This is a genomic window from Plantactinospora soyae (assembly GCF_014874095.1).
Lineage (GTDB): Bacteria > Actinomycetota > Actinomycetes > Mycobacteriales > Micromonosporaceae > Plantactinospora > Plantactinospora soyae.
Window position 1 is genome coordinate 485,454 of sequence record NZ_JADBEB010000001.1, and the last position, 19,348, is coordinate 504,801.

General features: G+C 72.1%; 18 protein-coding genes. 4 read left to right on the forward strand and 14 right to left on the reverse strand.

Going from position 1 to position 19,348, the window contains the following annotated elements:
- Positions 1-79 precede the first annotated feature (79 nt).
- The 11 genes from H4W31_RS02130 to H4W31_RS02180 form a co-directional block, all read right to left on the reverse strand.
- A complete protein-coding gene (locus H4W31_RS02130; protein WP_192765096.1) occupies positions 80-901 on the reverse strand; it encodes a F0F1 ATP synthase subunit delta in 822 nt (273 codons plus the stop codon).
- On the reverse strand, positions 901-1,476 hold the full coding sequence (locus H4W31_RS02135) for a F0F1 ATP synthase subunit B (protein WP_192765097.1): 576 nt from the start codon (positions 1,474-1,476) through the stop codon (positions 901-903). The genes H4W31_RS02130 and H4W31_RS02135 overlap by 1 nt, the downstream gene beginning before the upstream one ends.
- Positions 1,477-1,502: 26 nt before the next feature.
- A complete protein-coding gene (locus H4W31_RS02140; RefSeq protein ID WP_192771784.1) occupies positions 1,503-1,736 on the reverse strand; it encodes an ATP synthase subunit c family protein in 234 nt (77 codons plus the stop codon).
- A 71-nt stretch (positions 1,737-1,807) separates the two neighbouring features.
- Positions 1,808-2,608 (reverse strand): F0F1 ATP synthase subunit A, encoded by an 801-nt coding sequence (gene atpB, locus H4W31_RS02145; RefSeq protein WP_192765098.1) that lies wholly within the window; start codon positions 2,606-2,608, stop codon positions 1,808-1,810.
- A gap of 11 nt (positions 2,609-2,619) precedes the next feature.
- On the reverse strand, positions 2,620-2,850 hold the full coding sequence (locus H4W31_RS02150) for an AtpZ/AtpI family protein (RefSeq protein ID WP_192765099.1): 231 nt from the start codon (positions 2,848-2,850) through the stop codon (positions 2,620-2,622).
- Positions 2,851-3,057: 207 nt separating this feature from the next.
- Positions 3,058-3,585: a hypothetical protein gene (locus tag H4W31_RS02155; protein ID WP_404825553.1), complete on the reverse strand. Its 528-nt coding sequence runs from the start codon at positions 3,583-3,585 to the stop codon at positions 3,058-3,060.
- Positions 3,578-4,876 (reverse strand): serine hydroxymethyltransferase, encoded by a 1,299-nt coding sequence (locus tag H4W31_RS02160; protein ID WP_192765100.1) that lies wholly within the window; start codon positions 4,874-4,876, stop codon positions 3,578-3,580. The genes H4W31_RS02155 and H4W31_RS02160 overlap by 8 nt, the downstream gene beginning before the upstream one ends.
- A gap of 125 nt (positions 4,877-5,001) precedes the next feature.
- Positions 5,002-7,353, reverse strand: coding sequence for a transglycosylase domain-containing protein (locus tag H4W31_RS02165; protein ID WP_192765101.1), 2,352 nt, complete (start codon positions 7,351-7,353; stop codon positions 5,002-5,004).
- 194 nt (positions 7,354-7,547) lie between these two features.
- Positions 7,548-8,180: an arsenate reductase/protein-tyrosine-phosphatase family protein gene (locus H4W31_RS02170; protein WP_192765102.1), complete on the reverse strand. Its 633-nt coding sequence runs from the start codon at positions 8,178-8,180 to the stop codon at positions 7,548-7,550.
- A 1-nt stretch (position 8,181) separates the two neighbouring features.
- Positions 8,182-8,826: an L-threonylcarbamoyladenylate synthase gene (locus tag H4W31_RS02175; RefSeq protein ID WP_192771786.1), complete on the reverse strand. Its 645-nt coding sequence runs from the start codon at positions 8,824-8,826 to the stop codon at positions 8,182-8,184.
- A 107-nt stretch (positions 8,827-8,933) separates the two neighbouring features.
- Positions 8,934-9,977: a N5-glutamine methyltransferase family protein gene (locus H4W31_RS02180; RefSeq protein ID WP_404825682.1), complete on the reverse strand. Its 1,044-nt coding sequence runs from the start codon at positions 9,975-9,977 to the stop codon at positions 8,934-8,936.
- Between the two features lie 222 nt (positions 9,978-10,199).
- Between H4W31_RS02180 and H4W31_RS02185 the strand changes: the two genes are divergently transcribed.
- Positions 10,200-11,759, forward strand: a complete 1,560-nt coding sequence (locus tag H4W31_RS02185; protein ID WP_192765104.1) for a GGDEF domain-containing protein — start codon at positions 10,200-10,202, stop codon at positions 11,757-11,759.
- 50 nt (positions 11,760-11,809) lie between these two features.
- On the opposite strand, the gene prfA is transcribed toward H4W31_RS02185, so the two are convergent.
- On the reverse strand, positions 11,810-12,898 hold the full coding sequence (gene prfA / locus H4W31_RS02190; RefSeq protein ID WP_192765105.1) for a peptide chain release factor 1: 1,089 nt from the start codon (positions 12,896-12,898) through the stop codon (positions 11,810-11,812).
- Positions 12,899-13,097: 199 nt separating this feature from the next.
- On the reverse strand, positions 13,098-13,322 hold the full coding sequence (rpmE, locus tag H4W31_RS02195) for a 50S ribosomal protein L31 (RefSeq protein ID WP_192765106.1): 225 nt from the start codon (positions 13,320-13,322) through the stop codon (positions 13,098-13,100).
- 229 nt (positions 13,323-13,551) lie between these two features.
- On the opposite strand from rpmE, the gene H4W31_RS02200 reads away from it, so the two are divergent.
- The 3 genes from H4W31_RS02200 to H4W31_RS02210 are packed head-to-tail and all read left to right on the forward strand — an operon-like array spanning position 13,552 to position 15,757.
- Entirely contained in the window at positions 13,552-14,703 is a 1,152-nt protein-coding gene (locus tag H4W31_RS02200) for an RNA ligase (protein WP_318782983.1), read from the forward strand.
- The gene (locus H4W31_RS02205; RefSeq protein WP_192765107.1) at positions 14,700-14,858 is read left to right on the forward strand and encodes a hypothetical protein; all 159 of its coding nucleotides are present in this window, start codon (positions 14,700-14,702) and stop codon (positions 14,856-14,858) included. The genes H4W31_RS02200 and H4W31_RS02205 overlap by 4 nt, the downstream gene beginning before the upstream one ends.
- A complete protein-coding gene (locus H4W31_RS02210) occupies positions 14,855-15,757 on the forward strand; it encodes a phosphatase domain-containing protein (RefSeq protein WP_192765108.1) in 903 nt (300 codons plus the stop codon). The genes H4W31_RS02205 and H4W31_RS02210 overlap by 4 nt, the downstream gene beginning before the upstream one ends.
- 75 nt (positions 15,758-15,832) lie before the next feature.
- Here H4W31_RS02210 and H4W31_RS02215 read toward each other — a convergent pair whose 3' ends face one another.
- Positions 15,833-19,300, reverse strand: a complete 3,468-nt coding sequence (locus H4W31_RS02215; protein ID WP_192765109.1) for a phosphodiester glycosidase family protein — start codon at positions 19,298-19,300, stop codon at positions 15,833-15,835.
- Positions 19,301-19,348 lie beyond the last annotated feature (48 nt).

The following is a 19,348-nucleotide window of genomic DNA, read 5'->3' on the forward strand; positions in this document are numbered from 1 at the left end:
TCTTCCTCTATTCAGGGCCCGGTTAACCGGAACGGCGGTGAATGTCTGCTCGGCGCTCGGCGCGGGCGTCAGGATGTGCTCAACGCTTCGCGAGCGCGTTTCGGGTGTCGGTGAGGCGGCGCAGGATCGTGCCGTCGTAGAGATCGGATCCGATCTGGACGCTCAGCCCGCCGAGTACCGCCGGATCCACCGTCTGCTTGACGGTGACGTCTCGACCGTATAGCTCGGCGAGCTTGCTCCCCAGCCGTTGCTCTTCCTGCTCGGTGAGCGGGGCCGCGACGGTGACGTAGGCCACCTGACGGTCCCGCCGATCGGCGGCCAGCTCCACCAGTCGGGTCAGTGCCCCGGTGAAGGAGCGCCCACCGAACCCGGCGAGCGCCACCTCGACCAGCCGGATGGTCACCGCGCTGGCCTTGCCGGACAGCAGCGAGCCGGTCAGCTCGGCCCGCTGCGCGATCGGCGCGATCGGGTCGGAGAGCACGTTGCTCAGCTCCGGGTCCGCGGCGACGACCTGCCCGAAGCGGAACAGCTCGTCCTCCACCTCGCCCAGGTCCCCGGCGCGGTCGGCGCTGGCCAGCAGCGCCTCCACACCCAGCCGCTCGGTGGCTTGGAGCAGCTCGGACGGCGTCGACCAACGGCCGGTCACCAGAACGCCGAGCAGTTCCTTGGCGTCCGCACCGATCTTGCTTCCGAGCATGGTGTCGAGCAGGCCGGCCCGGTCCTCACCACTGCGGGCCGGGTCGGACAGGGCCCGACGCAACCGCGGCTCGCGCCGCAGCACCCCGGACACCAGGCCGATCTCGTCACCGGTGGTGGCGATCCGGGACGCCTCGGCGTCCCGGGCGTACGCGTCGAGACGCTGCCCCGCGGCCGCGTACGACTCCCGGCTGGCGGCCTGCATCAGCTCGCCCGCACGGCGGAGCCGTTGGCCGAACCGTTGCCGGCACCGACGGTCTCCAGGTCGGCCAGGAACCGCTCGACCGTGCCCTTGCGACGGGCCTCGTCGGCCAGCGACTCACCGACGATCCGGCTGGCCAGGTCGACCGCGATCGTGCCGACCTCGGTACGCAGTTCGCGCACGATGGTCGCCCGTTCCGCCGCGAGCTGGTCCTTGCCGGCCGCGATGATCCGGTCCGACTCCTCCCGGGCCTTGGCGAGGACGTCCGACCGGATGCCCTCGGCGTCGGCCCGCGCATCGTCGCGGATCTTCGCCGCGTCGGTACGCGCCTCGGCGAGCTGGGCGCGGTACTGCTCCAGCACCTGGTTGGCCTCGGCCTGGGCGGCCTCGGCGCGCTTGATACCGCCCTCGATCGCGTCGACCCGGGCCTGGAAGGTCTGCTCCATGCGCGGGAAGACGTACTTCATCAGCATGAAGCAGAGGATGGCGAAGGCCACCGAGCCGACCACGATCTCCTGCCACAGCGGGATGATCGGGTTGTGCTCGGTAGCGCCCTCCGCGGCGAGAATGGCGAACATCGGAACCTCCCGTTCGAGGGGTACGGCTAGTTACCGAAGGCGTAGCCGAAGGCGATGCCGAGCAGGGCCAGCAGCTCGATGACGGCGAAGCCGATCCAGACGTACGGCAGGGTCAGCCGGGACGACTCGGGCTGGCGGGCGGTCGAGTTGATGTAGGCGGCGAAGACCAGGCCGACACCGATACCCGGGCCGATGGCCGCGAGGCCGTAGCCGATGGCGCTGAGGCTGCCGGTAATTTCGACGGCGGCAAGGGACGTCATCATTGGTTGGTTCCTCCTGAAATCACGCGTGACGGTTCACGCGGGACGACAACGGTGTGCGGTTGTGTAGGTCAGTGTTCGTCGGCGAGCGCACCCTGCACGTAGCTCGCGGTCAGCACGGTGAAGATGTAGGCCTGCAGGACGATCACCAGTGCCTCAAGGAAGGTGATCGCGATCGACACCGCCCAGGAGAGCAGCGAGATCGGCTTGAGGAAGAGCGAGTCGGCGTTCAGCAGGACGAAGCCGCCCAGCGTGAAGACCAGCAGGATGATGTGTCCGGCGAACAGGTTCGCGAACAACCGCAGCGCCAGCGACACCGGCCGGGCGACGAACGTCGAGAAGAGTTCGATCGGGATCAGCAGCGGCTGCATGAACAACGGCGCCGGCGGCATCAGGGAATGCTTGAAGAACTTGCCGAAACCGTGGTGCCGGATGCCGACCCAGATGAACATCACGTAGCTGATGATCGCCAGAATCGCCGGGAACGCGATGTGTGCCATCGGCGAGATCTGGACGAACGGAATGATCTGCCACAGGTTGTTCACGAAGATGAAAACAAACAGCGTGGTGAGGTACGGCGCGAAGGCGACACCGCGGTGGCCGATCATGTCGACCGCGATGTTGTTCCGGACGAAGCCGTAGATCGACTCGGCGATCCACTGCTTCTTCGTCGGCACCAGCTTCGGGTTCCGGTAGGTCACCAGGAAGAAGATGATGGTCGCCGCGACGCCCAACCAGATCAGTACCGTGAACTTCGTGATCCAGTAGGAGTTGTGCTCTCCCCACGGATAGATGCTCGGCAGGAAGAAGTCCTCCACGCTGGGTGGAAACGGTACTTCGCCCTCCGCGAGGACGACCGACTGTCCGATCACCGCGTCCCTTCCTACCTAGGGGTGCCGAGCCGGCGGATGACCAGGTAGACGCCCCCGGCCCCGCCGAGCAGGAACCCGATCCCGGTGGCGAGGCCATCGGTTTCGAGCCACTGGTCGACCAACCAACCGATGAATCCCCACACCGACAGACCTCCAATGAGGTATGCCAGCGCAGTCCAGCCCTCGCCGGCCTCGGGCGTGCCCGAGTCACCTGCGGGTTGGGGGGTTTGGTCACCGGTCATGACGGCCGAACGATATCAGCCGGGGATACGAGGCTGTGCCACACCCCCCGCACAACGTGGTTGTGTGGGCCTCTTGGCGGGCGCGTCGTCTGTGGGCACGCTACTCCCGTTCCGCCCACGGGAAAATGACCGATCACTGACAGTTTTCTGTGTAGTCCCGTGCACGGGACTTACCGCAGGTCCGAAGCGGTCAGGAAGTGGGGCGCGTCAGCGTTGGACGGCGCGGCGCAGCCGGGCCTGGTGCACCGTGGTGACCCACCAGATGTTCGCCCCGGTCCAGGCGATCACCCCGGCCACCACCGCCCAGCCGAACGTTGCCAGGCCGGCCCAGCCGCTGTCGTCGACGCCGGCCATCACCACGCCGATCACGGTGAACTTGGCGACGTACATCGCCACGCCGAAGGGGAGCACGAGACTGGAGTGGACCGAGTCGGCCCAGGCGATCACCAGGGTCGACGACAGGTAGCTCACGGTGACCAGACCCACCCCGGCCGCCGCGCCGGCCGCGCCGGCACCGCCGCCGACCAGTCCGCCGAGCACGGTGGCGAGGACCAGCAGGCCCAGCGAGGCGCCGAGAACCGCCGGCAGGTGCGCCAACCGCCAGTGCCGGTCCGGATCCACCGCCCCGGCGCCGTCGGCCGCCTCGGTGGCCCCGGCACCCTGCTGCGGCGACACCGCCGGCTCGGTCTCGGCGCGCTCCGCCACCTCGACCGACCGGTCCGCCGGCTCAGCCACGGGGGTACGCCGGGAAGGCGGCCACCAGGTCGGCGACCTCGACGGCGAGGCCGGCGAGCACGTCCGAACCACCGGGGGCGGTCGGATCGGTCCGCACCGCACGCGAGATGAACCCGGCGACCCGGCGCATCTCCTCCGCACCCATGCCCTGGGTGGTGACGCTCGGGGTGCCGACCCGGATACCCGAGGCGGTCATCGGCTTCAGCGGGTCGTACGGGATCGCGTTCTTGTTCAGGGTGATCGCGGCGGCGTCGCAGCGCGCCTCGGCGTCCCGGCCGGTCACACCGACCTCCCGCAGGTCGATCAGGGCGAGGTGGGTGTCGGTGCCGCCGGAGACCGGGCGCATTCCCTCCGCCGCGAGTGCGGCGGCGAGCGCCTGCGCGTTGTGAACCACCTGGGCAGCGTACGCCTGGTACGCGGGCGACGCCGCTTCGCGCAGCGCGACCGCCTTGGCCGCGACCGAGTGCATCATCGGCCCGCCCTGGGTGAACGGGAAGACCGCCTTGTCGATCCGGTCGGCGAGTGACCCGCGGCACAGGATGATGCCACCACGCGGCCCCCGCAGCACCTTGTGGGTGGTGGCGCAGACCACGTCGGCGTACGGCACCGGTGACGGGACCGCCCGGCCCGCAACCAGCCCGATGAAGTGCGCGGCGTCCACCATCAGGTACGCGTCGACCTCGTCCGCGATCTCCCGGAACCGGGCGAAGTCGATCAGCCGGGGATAGGCGGTCGCCCCACAGATGATCATCTTGGGCCGGTGCGCCAGGGCCAGGTCCCGTACCTCGTCGTAGTCGATCAGCTCGGTGTCCCGGCGCACCTGGTACCCGACCGGGGCGAACCACTTGCCGGAGAAGTTGACCCGGCTGCCGTGGGTCAGGTGGCCGCCGTGCGGAAGGTCCATCGCCAGCACCGTGTCGCCGGGCTGCACCAGCGCGGCGTACGCGGCCAGGTTGGCACTCGCCCCGGAGTGCGGTTGCAGGTTGGCGTGCTCGGCGCCGAACAGCTCCTTCGCCCGGTCGATGCCGATCTGCTCGGCCCGGTCCACCTCGGCACACCCGCCGTAGTAGCGGCGCCCCGGATAGCCCTCGGCGTACTTGTTGCTCAGCGTCGAGCCGAGCGCCGCCAGCACCGCCGGTGAGGTCAGGTTCTCGCTGGCGATCAACTGCAACCCGCCGCGCACCCGGTCGAGTTCGCCGAGCACCACCGCCGCGATCTCCGGGTCGGTCTCGGCCAGCTCGTCGAAGTCCGGCCCCCAGAAGGGCGTCGACGTTCCGCTCTGCTCGCTCATGCCGGACACGTCCCCTCGTCACCTTCGCCGTCGGGCCGGGTCCGAGTTTAGGGGCGTACCCGGGTCACGGCCGGCCGACCTGCCGGCGGCCGGCACCGGCGGGTGGCGCGGACCGCCCGACGGGCTCAGGGCCGCAGGACGAGACCCGGCAGGGTCGGCTCCGGCAGGACGGGACGGGGCACGACCGGGCCGGGCGGCGTCCGGACCGGCGGGGTCGTCGGCGGCTTCACCGGCGGGTTCGTCGGAACCGGCGGGGTGGGACGGGGAACGACGAAGACCGGCGGGGTCGGGACCGGCGTGCTACCGGGGGCCGGGGCGGTCGGGGCCGGAGCCGGCACGGACGGAACCGGAACGACCGGCCGGGGGCCCAGGTCACCCGCGCTCTCCCCGAAGGCGATCTCCCGGCCGGGCGGGGTGAAGTCCCGCCGTGGCTTGCCCCGCAACGCCGAGGCCATGGTGGTGGCCACGGCGGCGATGACGTTGCGCTGCACCGCCGCGCCGACCGCGTCGCTCGGGTCGTCCGGGTTCGCGGCGATGGCCGCCGCCGCGATTTGCGGGGTGAAGGCGACGAACGTCTCGCTGGTGTACCCCTCCGCGCTGCCGGTCTTGCCGGCCACCGGCTGCGCGCCGAGGATCCTGGTCACCTCGGGCGCGCTGCCGCCGTCACACTGCTGGTACGCCGACTGGTTGCCGACCGGGCAGCGGGCCGCGTCCGTCGCCGCCCGGGCCACCTCGGGCCGGAGCATCCGGCCACAGCTCGGCGCGCCGGCCGGTACCGCCCGACCGGCGGCGTCGACGACGGAGAGCACCGGCAACGGCTTGCAGTACGTCCCGTCGGCGGCCAACGTCGCGTACGCGTTGGCCAGGTCGAGCGGGGTGGTGGCGGCGACGCCGAGGGTGAACGCGCCCCAGCCGCGCGCCCCGTACGTCGCCAGTCGGGCGTCGCCCTCGGCCCGGAACACGATGCCCAGCCGCTCGGCCATCTTCACCGCCTCGTCCGCGCCGACCCGCTGCTCCAGCGCCACGAAGTAGGTGTTCACCGAGCGCCCGAAGCCGGTCCACATGTTGCGGTAGCCGTCCATCCAGGCCGGGTTGGCGTTGGCCGGACACCAGTAACCGGCACAGCTGTTCGGCCCGCTGACCGGATAACTGGTCAACAGCCGGGACGGCGCGACGTAACCCGAGCTGAGCGGCATCCCGGACTCCAGCGCGGCGAGCATGGTGAACATCTTGAACGTCGAACCGGCCTGGTAGCCGTCGATGTCCCCGCCGCCGGCGACCAACTGGTTGACCGTGTTCGGATAGTTCTCCTGCCCAGGGGGATTCGGGTCGAGCCCGTACCGCCGGTTCACCGCGAGCGCCAGGACCCGACCGCTGCCGGGCTGGACCACCGCCATCGGCATGGCCCGGCGGTCGGAGTAGGCGTACACCTTGAGGGTCTCTTGCAGCGCGGTTGCCTGGATGGCCGGGTCGAGCGAGCTGACGATCCGGTAACCGCCCCGGCGGAGCGCCTGCTGCCGCTGGTCGACCGTGTGTCCGAAGGCCGGGTTGGCGGTCCACCAACGCCGGAAGTAGTCGCAGAAGAAGCCCCAGTCGGAACGCCCGTCGACGATGTCGGCACAGTCGTTCGGTTCGGCGCCGGGCCGCAGCACCAACCGCTCCGCCTGGGTCCGGGTCGCCGTCTCCGCCGAGATCGCCCCCGTGCCGGCCAGCTGGCGCAGCACGTACCAGCGGCGGGCCAGCGCCGCTTCCTCGTCGCCGCCGATCGGGCTGTCCGTCTCCGGCGACCGCACCAGACCGGCGAGCAGGGCGGACTCGGCCAGGTTCAGTTGCCGGGCCGGCTTCGAGAAGTACCGCTGGCTGGCGGCGGCGATGCCGTACGCCCCGGCACCGAAGTAGGCGATGTTCAGGTAGCGGCTCAGGATCTCGTCCTTGGACAGCCGCCGTTCCAGCGCCAGCGCGTACCGCATCTCCTGGAGCTTGCGCCCCGGGGTGGTGGCGACGGCCTCGGCGCGCTGTTCGTCGGTCAGGCTGGGATCGCTCTTGAGCACGTTGCGGACGTACTGCATGGTCAGCGTCGAGGCGCCCTGCCGCACCTCCCCGCCCACCTTGTTGGCGACGAACGCGCGGAGCACGCCGCGTACGTCGACACCGCCGTGCTCGTAGAACCGGGAGTCCTCGGCCGCCACCGTGGCCTGCCGCATCACCAGGGACACCTGCGCCAGCGGCACGTTGGTCCGGTTCTCGTCGTAGAACGAGGTGATCAGCGTCCGGCCGTCAGCGGCGTAGAGGTAGGAGCGCTGGGCGGTCGCCGGGGTACGCAGGTCCTGAGGCAGGTCCTCGTACCGCGCCCCGGCCGACTTCAGCCCCACCGCCAGCAGCACGTACGCCGGCAGCGCCGCCGCCGCCAGAATGGTGCCGGCGAGCACTCCGGCCAGAAAGAGGGTCCAGAGTTGATTCAGCCGCAGCCGGAGCATGCGGTACCTCCCGGGCGAAACGGCGCAACCCGGACGAGCACGTCGGGTTCAGGACTCAGTCAGCCTGACGCCATATTCGGCCCACCGCCTCCGATTTGCCCTAATCCGCACCAAATTCACGAATGAGGGACGGTGCGGGCAGGTGTTAGGCGGGGGCCCTTCTTCTACCGAAAGCGATAGGAAGGGGCCCTTCCTTACGGCAGCAGGACGGCCGCGAGGGGCCGTACCGCCTCCTCGATCTCGTCGGCGACGCGGCTGAAGCACTGGTCGCCACGGCCCCACGGATCGTCGAGATCGTCGGTGGGGAGCGGGGAGGACGAGCCCCGGCGGGCCTTCTCCACGGCGGCCACCAGGGCGACGCCTCGGGCGTAGAGGGTGTCCGGGTCCGGCGTGTCGGTGACCGGCGGCAGCGTCGAGATGTCCAGGCCGGCCAGGAGGCGGCCGAACTCGCCCAGCACGAACGTGCGGCCGGCCGCGTCCGGGCGCAACGCCACCACGTACTCCTGCTGGTCGGCGGTGGCGGTCAACACCAGATCGGCCGCGTCGATGTGCTCGGATCGGAGCTTGCGGGCGCCGAACTCGTCGGCGTCGCCGCCCCGGGACCGCACCTGACGGGCGGCCGGCGGGTTCATCTCCTCACCGGCGTGCCAGGCACCGGTACCGGCGCTGTGGCTGTGCACCAGGTGGTCCGCCGCCCCGGCGTCAATCGCCGTACCGGCCGAGCGCCGCGCCAGCCGTTCCCGTACCGCCAGCGAGAGCAGCCGTTCCGCCATCGGGGACCGGCAGATGTTGCCCATGCAGACGTGCAGCACCGTGAACGGCGGCACGTCAGTACTCCTCGCTCTGGATCTCCGGTACCACGTCGCGCAGCTTCTCCAGCGGGATCGCGCCCTGGCGCAGCAACCGGGGCACCTCGCCGGTCACGTCGACGATGGTGCTCGGCACCGGCTCGGGGCAGACCCCCGCCTCTAGGTACGCCCGCACCGCGTAGCCCAGGTGCTCCCGGGCCTCCTCGGCGGTGACCGCCGGAGGCTGCCCGGTCTTGTTCGCCGACGAGACGGCCATCGGCCCGGTCTCGCGGAGCACCTCCAGGGCGACCGGATGCAGCGGCATCCGTACCGCCACCGTGCCGGCGGTCTCGCCGATGTCCCACTGCAGGCTGGGCGAGTGCTCGACCACGATGGTCAGCGCACCGGGCCAGAACGCGTCGGCCAGCTCGCGGGCGGCGGTCGGCAGCATGAAGACGAGCCCGTCGAGGGTGCGCCGGGAACCCACCAGCACCGGCGGAGGATGCTGCCGGTCCCGCCCCTTCGCGTTCAGCAGCGCCTTGACGGCATAGGGCGTGAAGGCGTCCGCGCCGACCCCGTAGACCGTGTCGGTCGGCATGACGACCAGCTCGCCATTCTTGACCGCCTCGATCGCCGCGGCAATGCCTCGGTCACGGTCAGCGAGTGACCGGCAGTCGTAGAGCATCACGAGGAGCCAGTCTGCCACGCCGGAGCGCCCATCGTGGCACGGGTACTTGGCCGCCGTTCCCGGCCGCCCCGCCCGGTGGCTCCGCCGGCCGACATCGGGGCGGGTCAGGGCGTGGCGCCGGCCCGGTGGGCGGTGGCGAACCGGGGCCGGCCGACCAGGTCCGGATGGTCGGCGACATCGACGAACCGGCCGTCGGCACGCAGCAGGTCGGGAACGACCGTGCCATGCGTGTCGTCGTGCTCGATGCCCAGGGCGCCACCCGGACGCAGCAGCCGGGCCGCCCGGTCCAGCACGAGCCGGATCACCGCGAGCCCGTCCGGGCCGCCGAAGACCGCGTCCGCCGGATCGTGGCCGGCCACCTCCGGGGGTACGACGGTGCCGTCCGGGACGTACGGCGGGTTGCAGAGCAGCACGTCCACCCGGCCGGCGAGGTCGTCGAGCAGACCCGGGTCCGCGACGTCACCGGCGACGACCTCGATCGGCGGGCTGCCCGCCCCGGCCTGCTCGTCGGCGTTGCGGCGCAACCAGGCCAGCGCGGCGGCGGCCCGCTCGACCGCGAACACCCGTGCTCCCGGCACCTCGTCGGCGACGGAGAGCGCGATCGCGCCCGTGCCGCTGCACAGGTCGACCACGATCGCCGTCCGCCGCTGCCCGATGCCGGCAACCGCCGGACCGAGGCGGGCGTCGGGCGCCGAGGCCGGACCGGACCGGTCGTCGGGCGGCGGGCCGGACCGGTCGTCGGGTGCCGGGACCGGACCGGGGCGGGCGTCGGCTACCGGGGCCACCGGGCCGGTCTCGCCGGCCAGGTCTCCCCCGCCCGGCTCGACCCGGCCGACCCGACGGGCCTGCACGATGCCCCAGCCGGCGAGCAGTTCGGTTTCCGGGCGCGGCACGAACACGCCGGGCCCGACCGCGAGTTCGAGGTGCCGGAACGCCGCCGTGCCGAGCAGGTGCTGCAACGGCTCGTGCCGGGACCGCCGGTCGACGAGATCACGGAGTCGGGCGAGTTGTCCGGGGGTGAGCGGGTCGGCCAGGGCCAGCTCACCGCGCCGTACCCCGAGGACGTACGCCACCAGCAGCTCCGCCTCGGTCCGGGCCGGGCCGACCCCGGATCGGGCCAGTTCGGTCGCCGCGAACGTGGCCGCGATCGATGGCCGGGTCCGTTCTGTCCCTTCATCGGGATGCTGGGGAATGCGTGTCACGACATAATCATGAAACGTCGGCCGGGGATCATGCTGTTACGGGTGCGTTTCCGCTCCGGAACGGCGGGGTGCGCCGACCGGTCGGACGACCGGAACGGACGTCCCGCCGGGTCGACGGGACCGCTGTAGGGACTTACGGGGCCGCTGGCGAGGCGATGGAGGTTGTGCGTGAGTTGGCTCGACCGGGTCGGAGACCGGGCCGAGGAGTTGATGCACGCCCACGCCCTCATGGAGAGCAGCCGGTCCGCCGAGGCGTGTCTGATCCTCGAGCAGGTCATCAACACCACCGACGACCCCTACTCCCGGGCGGACGCGCTGTTGCAGCGGCTCTCCGCCATCCTCAACCTGGGTCGTACGGCCGAGTACACCAGGGCGGTCGAGCAGGCGTTCGACGCGGCCCGGGACCTGCCGGACCCGTACCTGCACGGGCACCTGCACGCCCTCGCCGCGCTGGCGGCGCACAACCAGGGCGCGCTGGACCGCTGCGTCACCCACCTGGTGCGGGGCTCCCGGGCGCTGGGCTCGGTGGAGGACCCGGACCGGGAGACCGCCTGGGGCTGGCACGACCTGGCGATGGCCTACTCGTACCTCAGCTTCCACGGGTACGCCCTCGGGGCCATCGAGCGGGCCCGTCGGCTGGGGCTCACCTCGGGGATTCCGGAGGAGACCTTCGCCGCCCCGGGCATCCGGCTCCGCAACGCCGTCGCGCTGGACCATCACGGGGACAGCGACGGCTGCCTGCGGGTACTCCGGGACGTCGGCGGTGACCTGGAACGCTTCGTCCGGGCCGGTACGGCCGGACAACTGCGCCCGAGCAGCCGGGCGGCGTACGGGTACGCGCTGGCCCGCCGGGCCGCCCTCGGCGCGGCGGCCGACCGGCCGGAGGTGCCGGAACTCGATCCGGCGTGGTTGCTGGCCAACGGCGGGGACAGCACCCGTACCCGGGACATGCGTCAACTCGGCGGGGCGTGCCTGGCCATCGCCGCCGGCCGTCCGGCGGAGGCGATAACCCGGCTCGAATCGATCCAGATCTCGGCGGAGACGCTGGGCGCGGCGGAACACGCCCGGCTCTCCAGCCTGGCGTACGCGGGGATCGGCGACCACGCCGCCGCGCACCGGGCCGACCGGTACGCGTTCCGGTTGGCGACCCAGCGCAACGACCGGCTCCGGGACGTCTACGTGGACGGCATCGCGGCGCGGATCGAGCACGAGGAGATGCGCCGGGAGGCCGCCCGGTACGAGGGCGAGGCGCTGACCGATCCGCTCACCGGGCTGCCGAACCGGCGCCGGCTGGAGCGGTACGTGGCCGGGATGGTCAGCCGGGGCGAACCGGCGGTGATCGGCGTGGTCGACCTGGACGGCTTCAAGGCGGTGAACACGGCGCACGGGCACCACTCCGGTGACCTGGTGTTGCAGCGGATCGCCGGGGTGATCAACCGGGTGATGCGCCGGGGTGACTTCGTGGCCCGGTACGGCGGTGACGAGTTCGTCGTGGTGCTGCCCGGCGCCGGGATGGCCGAGGCCGGCGAGGTGGGCCGGCGGATCGGTGCGGCGGTCGCCGCCGAGGACTGGGAGTCGCTGGTCCCGGGCACCCCGGTCGGGGTGAGCGTCGGCTTCGCCGAGGTACGGGCCTCGGGCACCGGCCTACGGGACGCGCTGGGCACCGCGTTCGAACTCGCCGACCGGGAGATGCTGCGGGCCAAGGCCCGGATCCACGCGGCCCCCTGACGCCCGCCCTTCCACCCCGGCCGGGGTCGACCGGCGGCGGGACGGTTCGGTCAGCGACGGGACAGTTCGGTCTCCCCGGCCAGCCGTGCCGACCGGTCCGCCTCGGCCAGCGCGTCGAGTACGCCGTCCAGGTCACCGGCCAGCGCCAGGTCCAGGTTGTACGCCGTGTACCCGATCCGATGGTCGGTGATCCGGTTCTGCGGGAAGTTGTACGTCCGGATCCGCTCGGACCGGTCGACGGTGCGTACCTGCGACCGTCGGGCGTCCGAGGCCGCCGCGTCGGCCTGCTCCTGCGCGTTGGCGAGCAGTCGGGCGCGCAGGATCCGCATCGCCTGCTCCCGGTTCTGCAACTGGGACTTCTCGTTCTGGCAGGAGACCACGATCCCGGTCGGCAGGTGGGTGATCCGGACCGCCGAGTCGGTGGTGTTGACCGACTGGCCACCCGGTCCCGACGAGCGGAACACGTCGATCCGCAGTTCGTTGGGGTCGATCGTGACGTCGACGTCCTCGGCCTCGGGCAGCACGAGTACGCCGGCCGCGCTGGTGTGGATCCGGCCCTGGGACTCGGTGACCGGCACCCGCTGCACCCGGTGCACCCCGCCCTCCCACTTCAGCCGGGACCAGACCCCGTTGCCGCCCTCCGGCACACCCCGGGCCTTCACCGCGAGCGAGACGTCCTTGACTCCGCCGAGGTCGGAGTCCTGCGCGTCGAGCACCTCGGTCGCCCAGCCGTGCCGCTCGGCGTACCGCAGGTACATCCGGAGCAGGTCACCGGCGAACAGCGCCGACTCCTCGCCGCCCTCGCCCGCCTTGATCTCCAGGATCACGTCCTTGGCGTCGTGCGGGTCACGCGGGATCAGCAGTTCGGCCAGCCGGGCTTCCAGCGCCGGCAGGACCGTGGCGAGCGACTCCGCCTCGGTCGCGAACGACGGGTCCTCGGCGGCCAACTCGCGGGCCGCGGTCAGGTCTGCGCGGGCCTGCTCCAGCTCACCGGCGGCCTTGTGCAGCGGGGTCAACTCGGCGAACCGTCGGCCCACCCGCCGGGCGGTGTTCTGGTCGCCGTGGATCGCCGGATCGGCGAGCCGTCGTTCCAGCTCCGCGTACTCGTCGAGGAGGCTGGCCAGCCGGTCGCCGCTCATGCTCGTACTCCTTCTGCTGGTACCGCATCGCGCACCGCCGCCGGAGTGCCGGGCAGGCTCGCGGCTCGGGCGTACGAACGACGCAGGCCGACGGTGCCGCCGTACGGCGTCCCCGCGGTGGGCACAGCGCCGGTGAGATGGCGCACGTGTGACGGCGCCCGCCCCCGGTACGGACCGGAGGCGGGCGCCGTCGACGCTGCTACTTGGCCTTCTTCGCCTGAACCTTGGCGTACTTCTGCTGGAACTTCGCGACCCGGCCGGCGGTGTCGAGCACGCGCTGCTTGCCGGTGTAGAACGGGTGGCAGGCGCTGCAGGTCTCGACGTGGATCGAGCCGCCCTTGGCGGTGCTGCGGGTCGTGAACGTGCTGCCGCACGAGCAGGTCACCTCGGTCGTGACGTACTCGGGGTGGATGCTGGGCTTCATGTCGCCTCGGTCCTTTCATCGATGGTCGCCGGGTCGCCGTCGGCATCCGTCACCCGCGATAGGCCTATCGCTGCGAGGTGACGGACTCAGGCGTGAACCGGAACCGTTGGCCGACTGACCAGTGTGCCATGGCTGTGGGGCCGGCCCGAAATCGGGCTGCACACTCGATCCGTGACGGATAACGTCACTCCTCCCTCTCGCATTCCCGCCCCGCCGGAAGGCACACCCCGTGATCCCCGCTGCCGCCCATCCCGCCACCGTGGCCCCGGCCGCCGCTGCCGTCACCCGACTCGCCGACATCCTCGATCCGGCGGCGCTGGAAATCGCCATCGCGGACGGCCACGTACGGATGCAGCGCCATCCGGACCGGACGCTGTCGATCTACAACTACACCGAATCGTGCGTCTACGCCCGTAACTGGACGCCGGTGACGCTGGCCTGTCGGGGTCTGATCGTGGACGACGCCTCCGGGGTGGTGCTGGCCCGGCCGTACCCGAAGTTCTTCAACCACGACCAGCCGGGCGCACCGGACCTCCGGATGGACGCACCGGCGGACATCACCGACAAGAGCGACGGCTCGCTCGGCGTCCTGTACCCGGACGGGGACGGCTTCGCGGTCGCCACCCGGGGATCGTTCGACTCCGACCAGGCCCGGCACGCGACCGCCGTGCTGCGCGGCCGCTACCCCGACTTCGCCCCGCCGCCCGGTCACACCGTGCTGGTCGAGATCATCTACCCGGCCAACCGGATCGTGCTCGACTACGGCGACCTGGACGACCTGGTGCTGCTCGGCATGGTGGAGATCGCGACCGGCCGCAGCACCGGACCCGGGGCGGTGCCCGACTGGCCCGGACCGGTGGTCGAGCGACTGCCGCACCGCACCCTCGCGGAGGCGCTTGTCGCCCCGGTACGCGACGGCCGGGAGGGCCTGGTCGTGCACTGGCCGGACACCGACGCCCGAGTCAAGATCAAGTACCCGGAGTACGTCCGGCTGCACCGCCTGACGTTCGGGCTGAACGCCCGGGTCGTCTGGGAGTTCCTGGTCACCGGGCAGGATCTCGGCACCTGGGTGGCGCCGCTGCCCGACGAGTTCCACCGCTGGGTCGACTCGGTCGTGGCCGAGCTGACCGCGACGGTCGAGGCCCGGACCGCGAAGATCGAGACGGCGTACCGTGAGATCGTGGCCGAGCTGCCCGAGGGATGGACCCGTCGCGACTTCGCCGAGCGCGCCGGCCGGCACCCCGAGCGCGCCTACCTCTTCCTGCGCCTCGACGGCAAGGACTACCGCCCGCTGCTCTGGCAGCGGATCCGCCCCTCAGCCGACTGGACCCCCGCCTCACGTGGCGACGGCGCGACCGCGCGAACCGAGGAGGCGGCGTGACTGAGCGCAGCGAGGTCACCGGCCAGCTCAGTGGACAAGGTCACGACGACGACGAGCGAAGCGAGGAGACGGGCGTGACTGAGCGCAGCGAGGTCACCGGCCAGCTCAGTGGACAAGGTCACGACGACGACGAGCGAAGCGAGGAGACGGCGTGACCCGACTGATCGTCACCCGTGGGCTGCCCGCGTCCGGCAAGACGACCTTCGCCCGGAAGCTACAGCCCGGCGTGGTCCGGGTGAACCGCGACGACCTGCGCCGGATGCTGCACGGCGAGCGGCTGTTCACCCAGTGGGCCGAGGGCCAGGTGACCGTCGTGCAGCGGGCACAGGTCGAGGCGCTGCTGCGGGCCCGGGCCGATGTCTGCGTCGACGACACCAACCTGCGGTCCCGGACCCTGCGGGACTGGGCCGCGCTCGCCGCCCGGTTCGGGGCGAGCTTCGAGGTGCACGACTTCACCGACGTACCGGTGGACGAGTGTGTGCGGCGCGACGCCGAGCGGCCGGAGCAGGACCGGGTCGGCGAGGAGGCCATCCGGCGGTTGCACGACCGCTATCTCGCCGGTCGTAAGCTGCCGCTACCGCTGCCGACCATCGAGCCGGGCGGGCCGGCGACCGTCTACACGCCACCGCCGTCGGCCGACGCACCGGAGATCGTACTGGTGGACATCGACGGCACGGTCGCGCTGATGGCCGGACGCAGCCCGTACGACATGAGCCGGGTCGGCGAGGACCAGCCCAACCACGCCGTCATCGCGGCGGTCCGGGCGATGCACTCCGCCGGCTACGGCGTGGTCTTCTGCACCGGGCGGGACGCGTCCTGCCGGGAGCAGACCACGGCGTGGCTGGACCAGCACGTCGGTCTCCCCTACCTGGCCCTGCACATGCGGGCGGTCGGCGACGCCCGGCGGGACTCCGTCGTCAAGCGGGAGATTTTCGACCGGGAGATCCGCGACCGGTACCGGGTGGTCGGGGTCTTCGACGACCGGATGCAGGTGGTCCAGATGTGGCGCGAACTCGGCCTGACCGTCTTCCAGGTCGCCGAGGGCGACTTCTGACCCGCAGCATCCCCGCAACTGCATGCTTCTGGGAAGTTCGGCTCGTCACGCCTGACCGGCCGAACTCCCCGGGGATCACGTGAGGTTCCGGGTGAGCGGGACGGTGGCCCGGGCCGAGACTCCGTTGACCGTGACAGTGAGCTGCACCGATCCGGTCGACCGCAGCCCGGTCAGCCGGCCGGTGTCCGGGTCGAACCAGGCGGCGTGCCACGGTCGCAGGCCCCACAGCGATCCGATGTGGAGGTTCGCCGAACCGGACCAGTCGGCGCTCAGCGGCGCGGCGACCGGCACCTGACGACCACCGGGCTGGGTGACCGTGGCGGTCACCGGCAACGCCGTGCCGCCCGGCAGGGCCGGTGGGGCGGTCAGGGCCAGAGTGTCCACATGGGCCCGGGTCTGCGCGCTCACCCACCGGGGCCCGTCCGCCAGCGGGTTCCGCCGGGCGGCCGCCGCCTCCGCCGGGCTCACCGGATCGACGCCGAACATCGTCCAGCCGGTGAACCCGCCCAGGTGTGGGGCGGTCGACGGGTTCTTTCCGGTGTTGCCGTTGATCAGGTACGGCACGCCGTCGACCCGGTCGGCGTGGAAGGTGCCGACGTGCGCGCCGACGAACAGCGCTCCCTTGCCGGTGTCCTGCTGGAAGTCGGCCAGCCAGCGTTCCAGCAGCGCCGCCTCCTTACGGTCACCGAGTTGGCTCGCCCTGGCCGGTGTCGGGTCCCGGGGCGCGTGGTGCTCCAGCACCACCACCGAGCCGACAGCCGGGTTCCGGGCCGCCTCGTCCAGCGCCGTACGCAGCGCCCGGACCTGGGCGAACCCGCTACCGCGCAGGCTGCCGGCCGAGGTGTCCAGGGTGACGAACCGGGTCCGGGTACCGCCACCGGCCGGGGCATGGTCGAAGACCCGGGAGGTGTTCCCGAACACCGACCGGAAGTTCGTGATCGGGGCGCCCATGATCTCGTGGTTGCCCGGCACGTAGTAGTAGGGCAGCGCGCCGCCGAGTTCCTCGTCCAGGATCCGCTTCGCCAGCGCGAAGTCGGCCGGGTACGCGGTGTCCACGAAGTCGCCGTTGATCACCAGGAAGTCCGGCCGGGCGGCCCTGACCTCGCGCAGCGTACGACGGGCCTGGGCGACCAGGTCGCTGTCCGGGTCGGCGGCGACGAACTGGGCGTCGGAGAGCACCGCGAACCGCCAGGGTGCCCGGTCCACGGTGCCGTCGGTGAGCACGATCCGGTCGGTCCGGAGCGGCTCGGCCGGCGGGGTCACCTCGGACGGCACCAACGCCTCGATGTCGTCGATGGCCACCTCCCCGGTGTACGCCGCCGCCGCATCGGTCTCCGCCACGTAGAACCGCCGGATCCGCAGCGGGTACACGACTCCGGCCGGCACCGCCATCTCGACGTACCGCCAGCCGGTCCAGTCCAGGTACGGGCCGCGCAGTACGTGCTGCTGGTCCAGTGCGTCGTGCAGGTGCAGGCTCGGCCACTCGCCGTTGCCGGAGCTGTGGATCCACATGCCGAACGCCTGCGGCTGGCCGGCGACCGGGATGTAGGCGGGCGGGTCGGCGTACGCGGCCCGGGTGCCGGTGGACTGGCCGAAGTCGTACGCCAGCTTCAGGCCGGTGCCGGTGCGGCCCGGCACCGGGCTGGCCGATCCGGTGGCGCGGGCCGCGCTGAACCGCCACGAGGCGGCGTCGTCGAACATCGCCACCGGTACCCGGGTGAGCCCGACGGTCACCGGTACGACGGTGCTGGTCCCGCCGACCCGCACGGTGACCAGTCCGGCGCCGCTGTCGACCAGGGCCCGGACCGACAGGCTGCCGTCGTCGAGCGGAGTGATCTCCAGCAGTTCCCGGTCGTACTCCAGCCGCACGTCGGCCGGCTCGATCGGCGCGGTGTTGCCCTCGGCGTCGTAGCCGACCACGCCGAACGTGCCGGTGCCGTCGGCACCGGGAAGCCCGACCTTGTCCACGGTGCCGTCGATCCGGGCCAGCGGCCCGAGCACGGTCAGCCCCAGTTCGCCCGCTGCCCGGCCCCGGGCGGCGGTGACGGTGGCCGCACCGGGCAGCCGGGCCCGGAACACCCCGGCGGAGTCGACGGTGCCCCGGGTCGCCGGTCCGACCCGCCAGCTCGGCCTGCCGGTCGCCGGTCCGTAGGTCTCGTCGTGGCCGGCCGCGCTCAACCGGCGGGTCAGCCCGGGAAAGACCCGGTCCGGACGGCCGCCGCGCACCGGGCCGATCCCCGGCGCCGTTCTCGGGTCGAGCACGGTCTTCAGCCAGTACGCGGTCAGCCGGCCACTCCCGGTCGGGGCGAACAGCGCCAGACCGTTCGGCACCGGACGCTCCGAGCCGTCGGAGGGGGCGTTCTCCACCCGTACCGCCGGCCCGCCGGGTTCCCGGGCGAGCAGGGTGGACGAGCCGCCGCCGTCCAGGTTGAGCGCGTTGTGCGCACCGAGTCCGGCCATCATCGCGCCGAGTTCGGTCAGCGTCACGCCCCGGCTGTCGGCCTGCCGACCGTCCACAGTGAGCAGATACATCTTCCGGCCGTCGGCGGAGAACCCGACCGCCGTACGGGGCTCGGAGTTGACGTCGCCGATGTCCTGCGCCACCCCGTCCCGGACCAGCACCCGGTTGCCGCCGACAGCGGCGCGCAGGGTGCTTCCGTCGGCGGGCTTGGGCGCGTACGCGATGTCGACCGGGTCACCGGGGCGCAGCGCGGCGAGCGCGTCGGCGCCGGCCTCCCGGCCGAGCAGGATCGTCGTACCGGCCGGGATCGGGCCGCTGCCGGCGGCGCTGGCCACCGTGCCGACCCGACCGCCGAGTACGGTCACCTCGGTCACCCGGCCGGCTCCCTCGACCGCCCGGTTCCGGGCGTACGACCCCCAGAGCGGAGTGAAGACGCCGACGCCACCCGGGGCGACCATGTTGTTGAACTGGGTCAGCGGGACCGGCCCGCCCGGCAGGGTGGCGGTGCCGTCGAAGTGCACCTGGACGACCCGGCCCACCCCCTCGGCGGTCACCCCGGCCGCCTCGACGTGCCCGGCGACCGGCGACTGGATCAGCCGGCCGCCCTGAATGCCGATGCCCTGGGCGGCGCCCGAGTTGTTGATGTCGAAGAAGTCGCCGTTGACCGCGGCCACCGCACCGGCCCGGTCGACCGCCTTACGCAGCGGTTCCGCCTTCGCCACCTCGCCGGAGTTGACGTAGTCCACGCTGAGCCCGCCGGTCAGGTCGGCGGTGAGCGCGTCGGCCCGGATCCAGCCGTTCGCGTCGAACCGGTCGTACGAGGTCAGGTCGAGTCCGGGCGCGACGGGTCGGGTCCGGCTGTCGGTCTCGATCCCGTCGTCGGCGGCGGTGACCGCGACCGGGCTGGACGACGGGGATCCGGTCGAGGAGGCGCGCGGACCCTCGTCGACGGCGGTGCCGGTGGCGGGAGCCGGGGCCGGAGCGGCCGACACCGGGGCGGCCGGGACCGGGCCGACGACGGTCAGGGACGGCACCAGGAGCAGCAGACCGGCGAGGCGGGCGGATCGGCGGCGGATGACCATGCCCGGTAGTCAACCCGACGACGTATAGAAGTTTCAATACCTGGCATC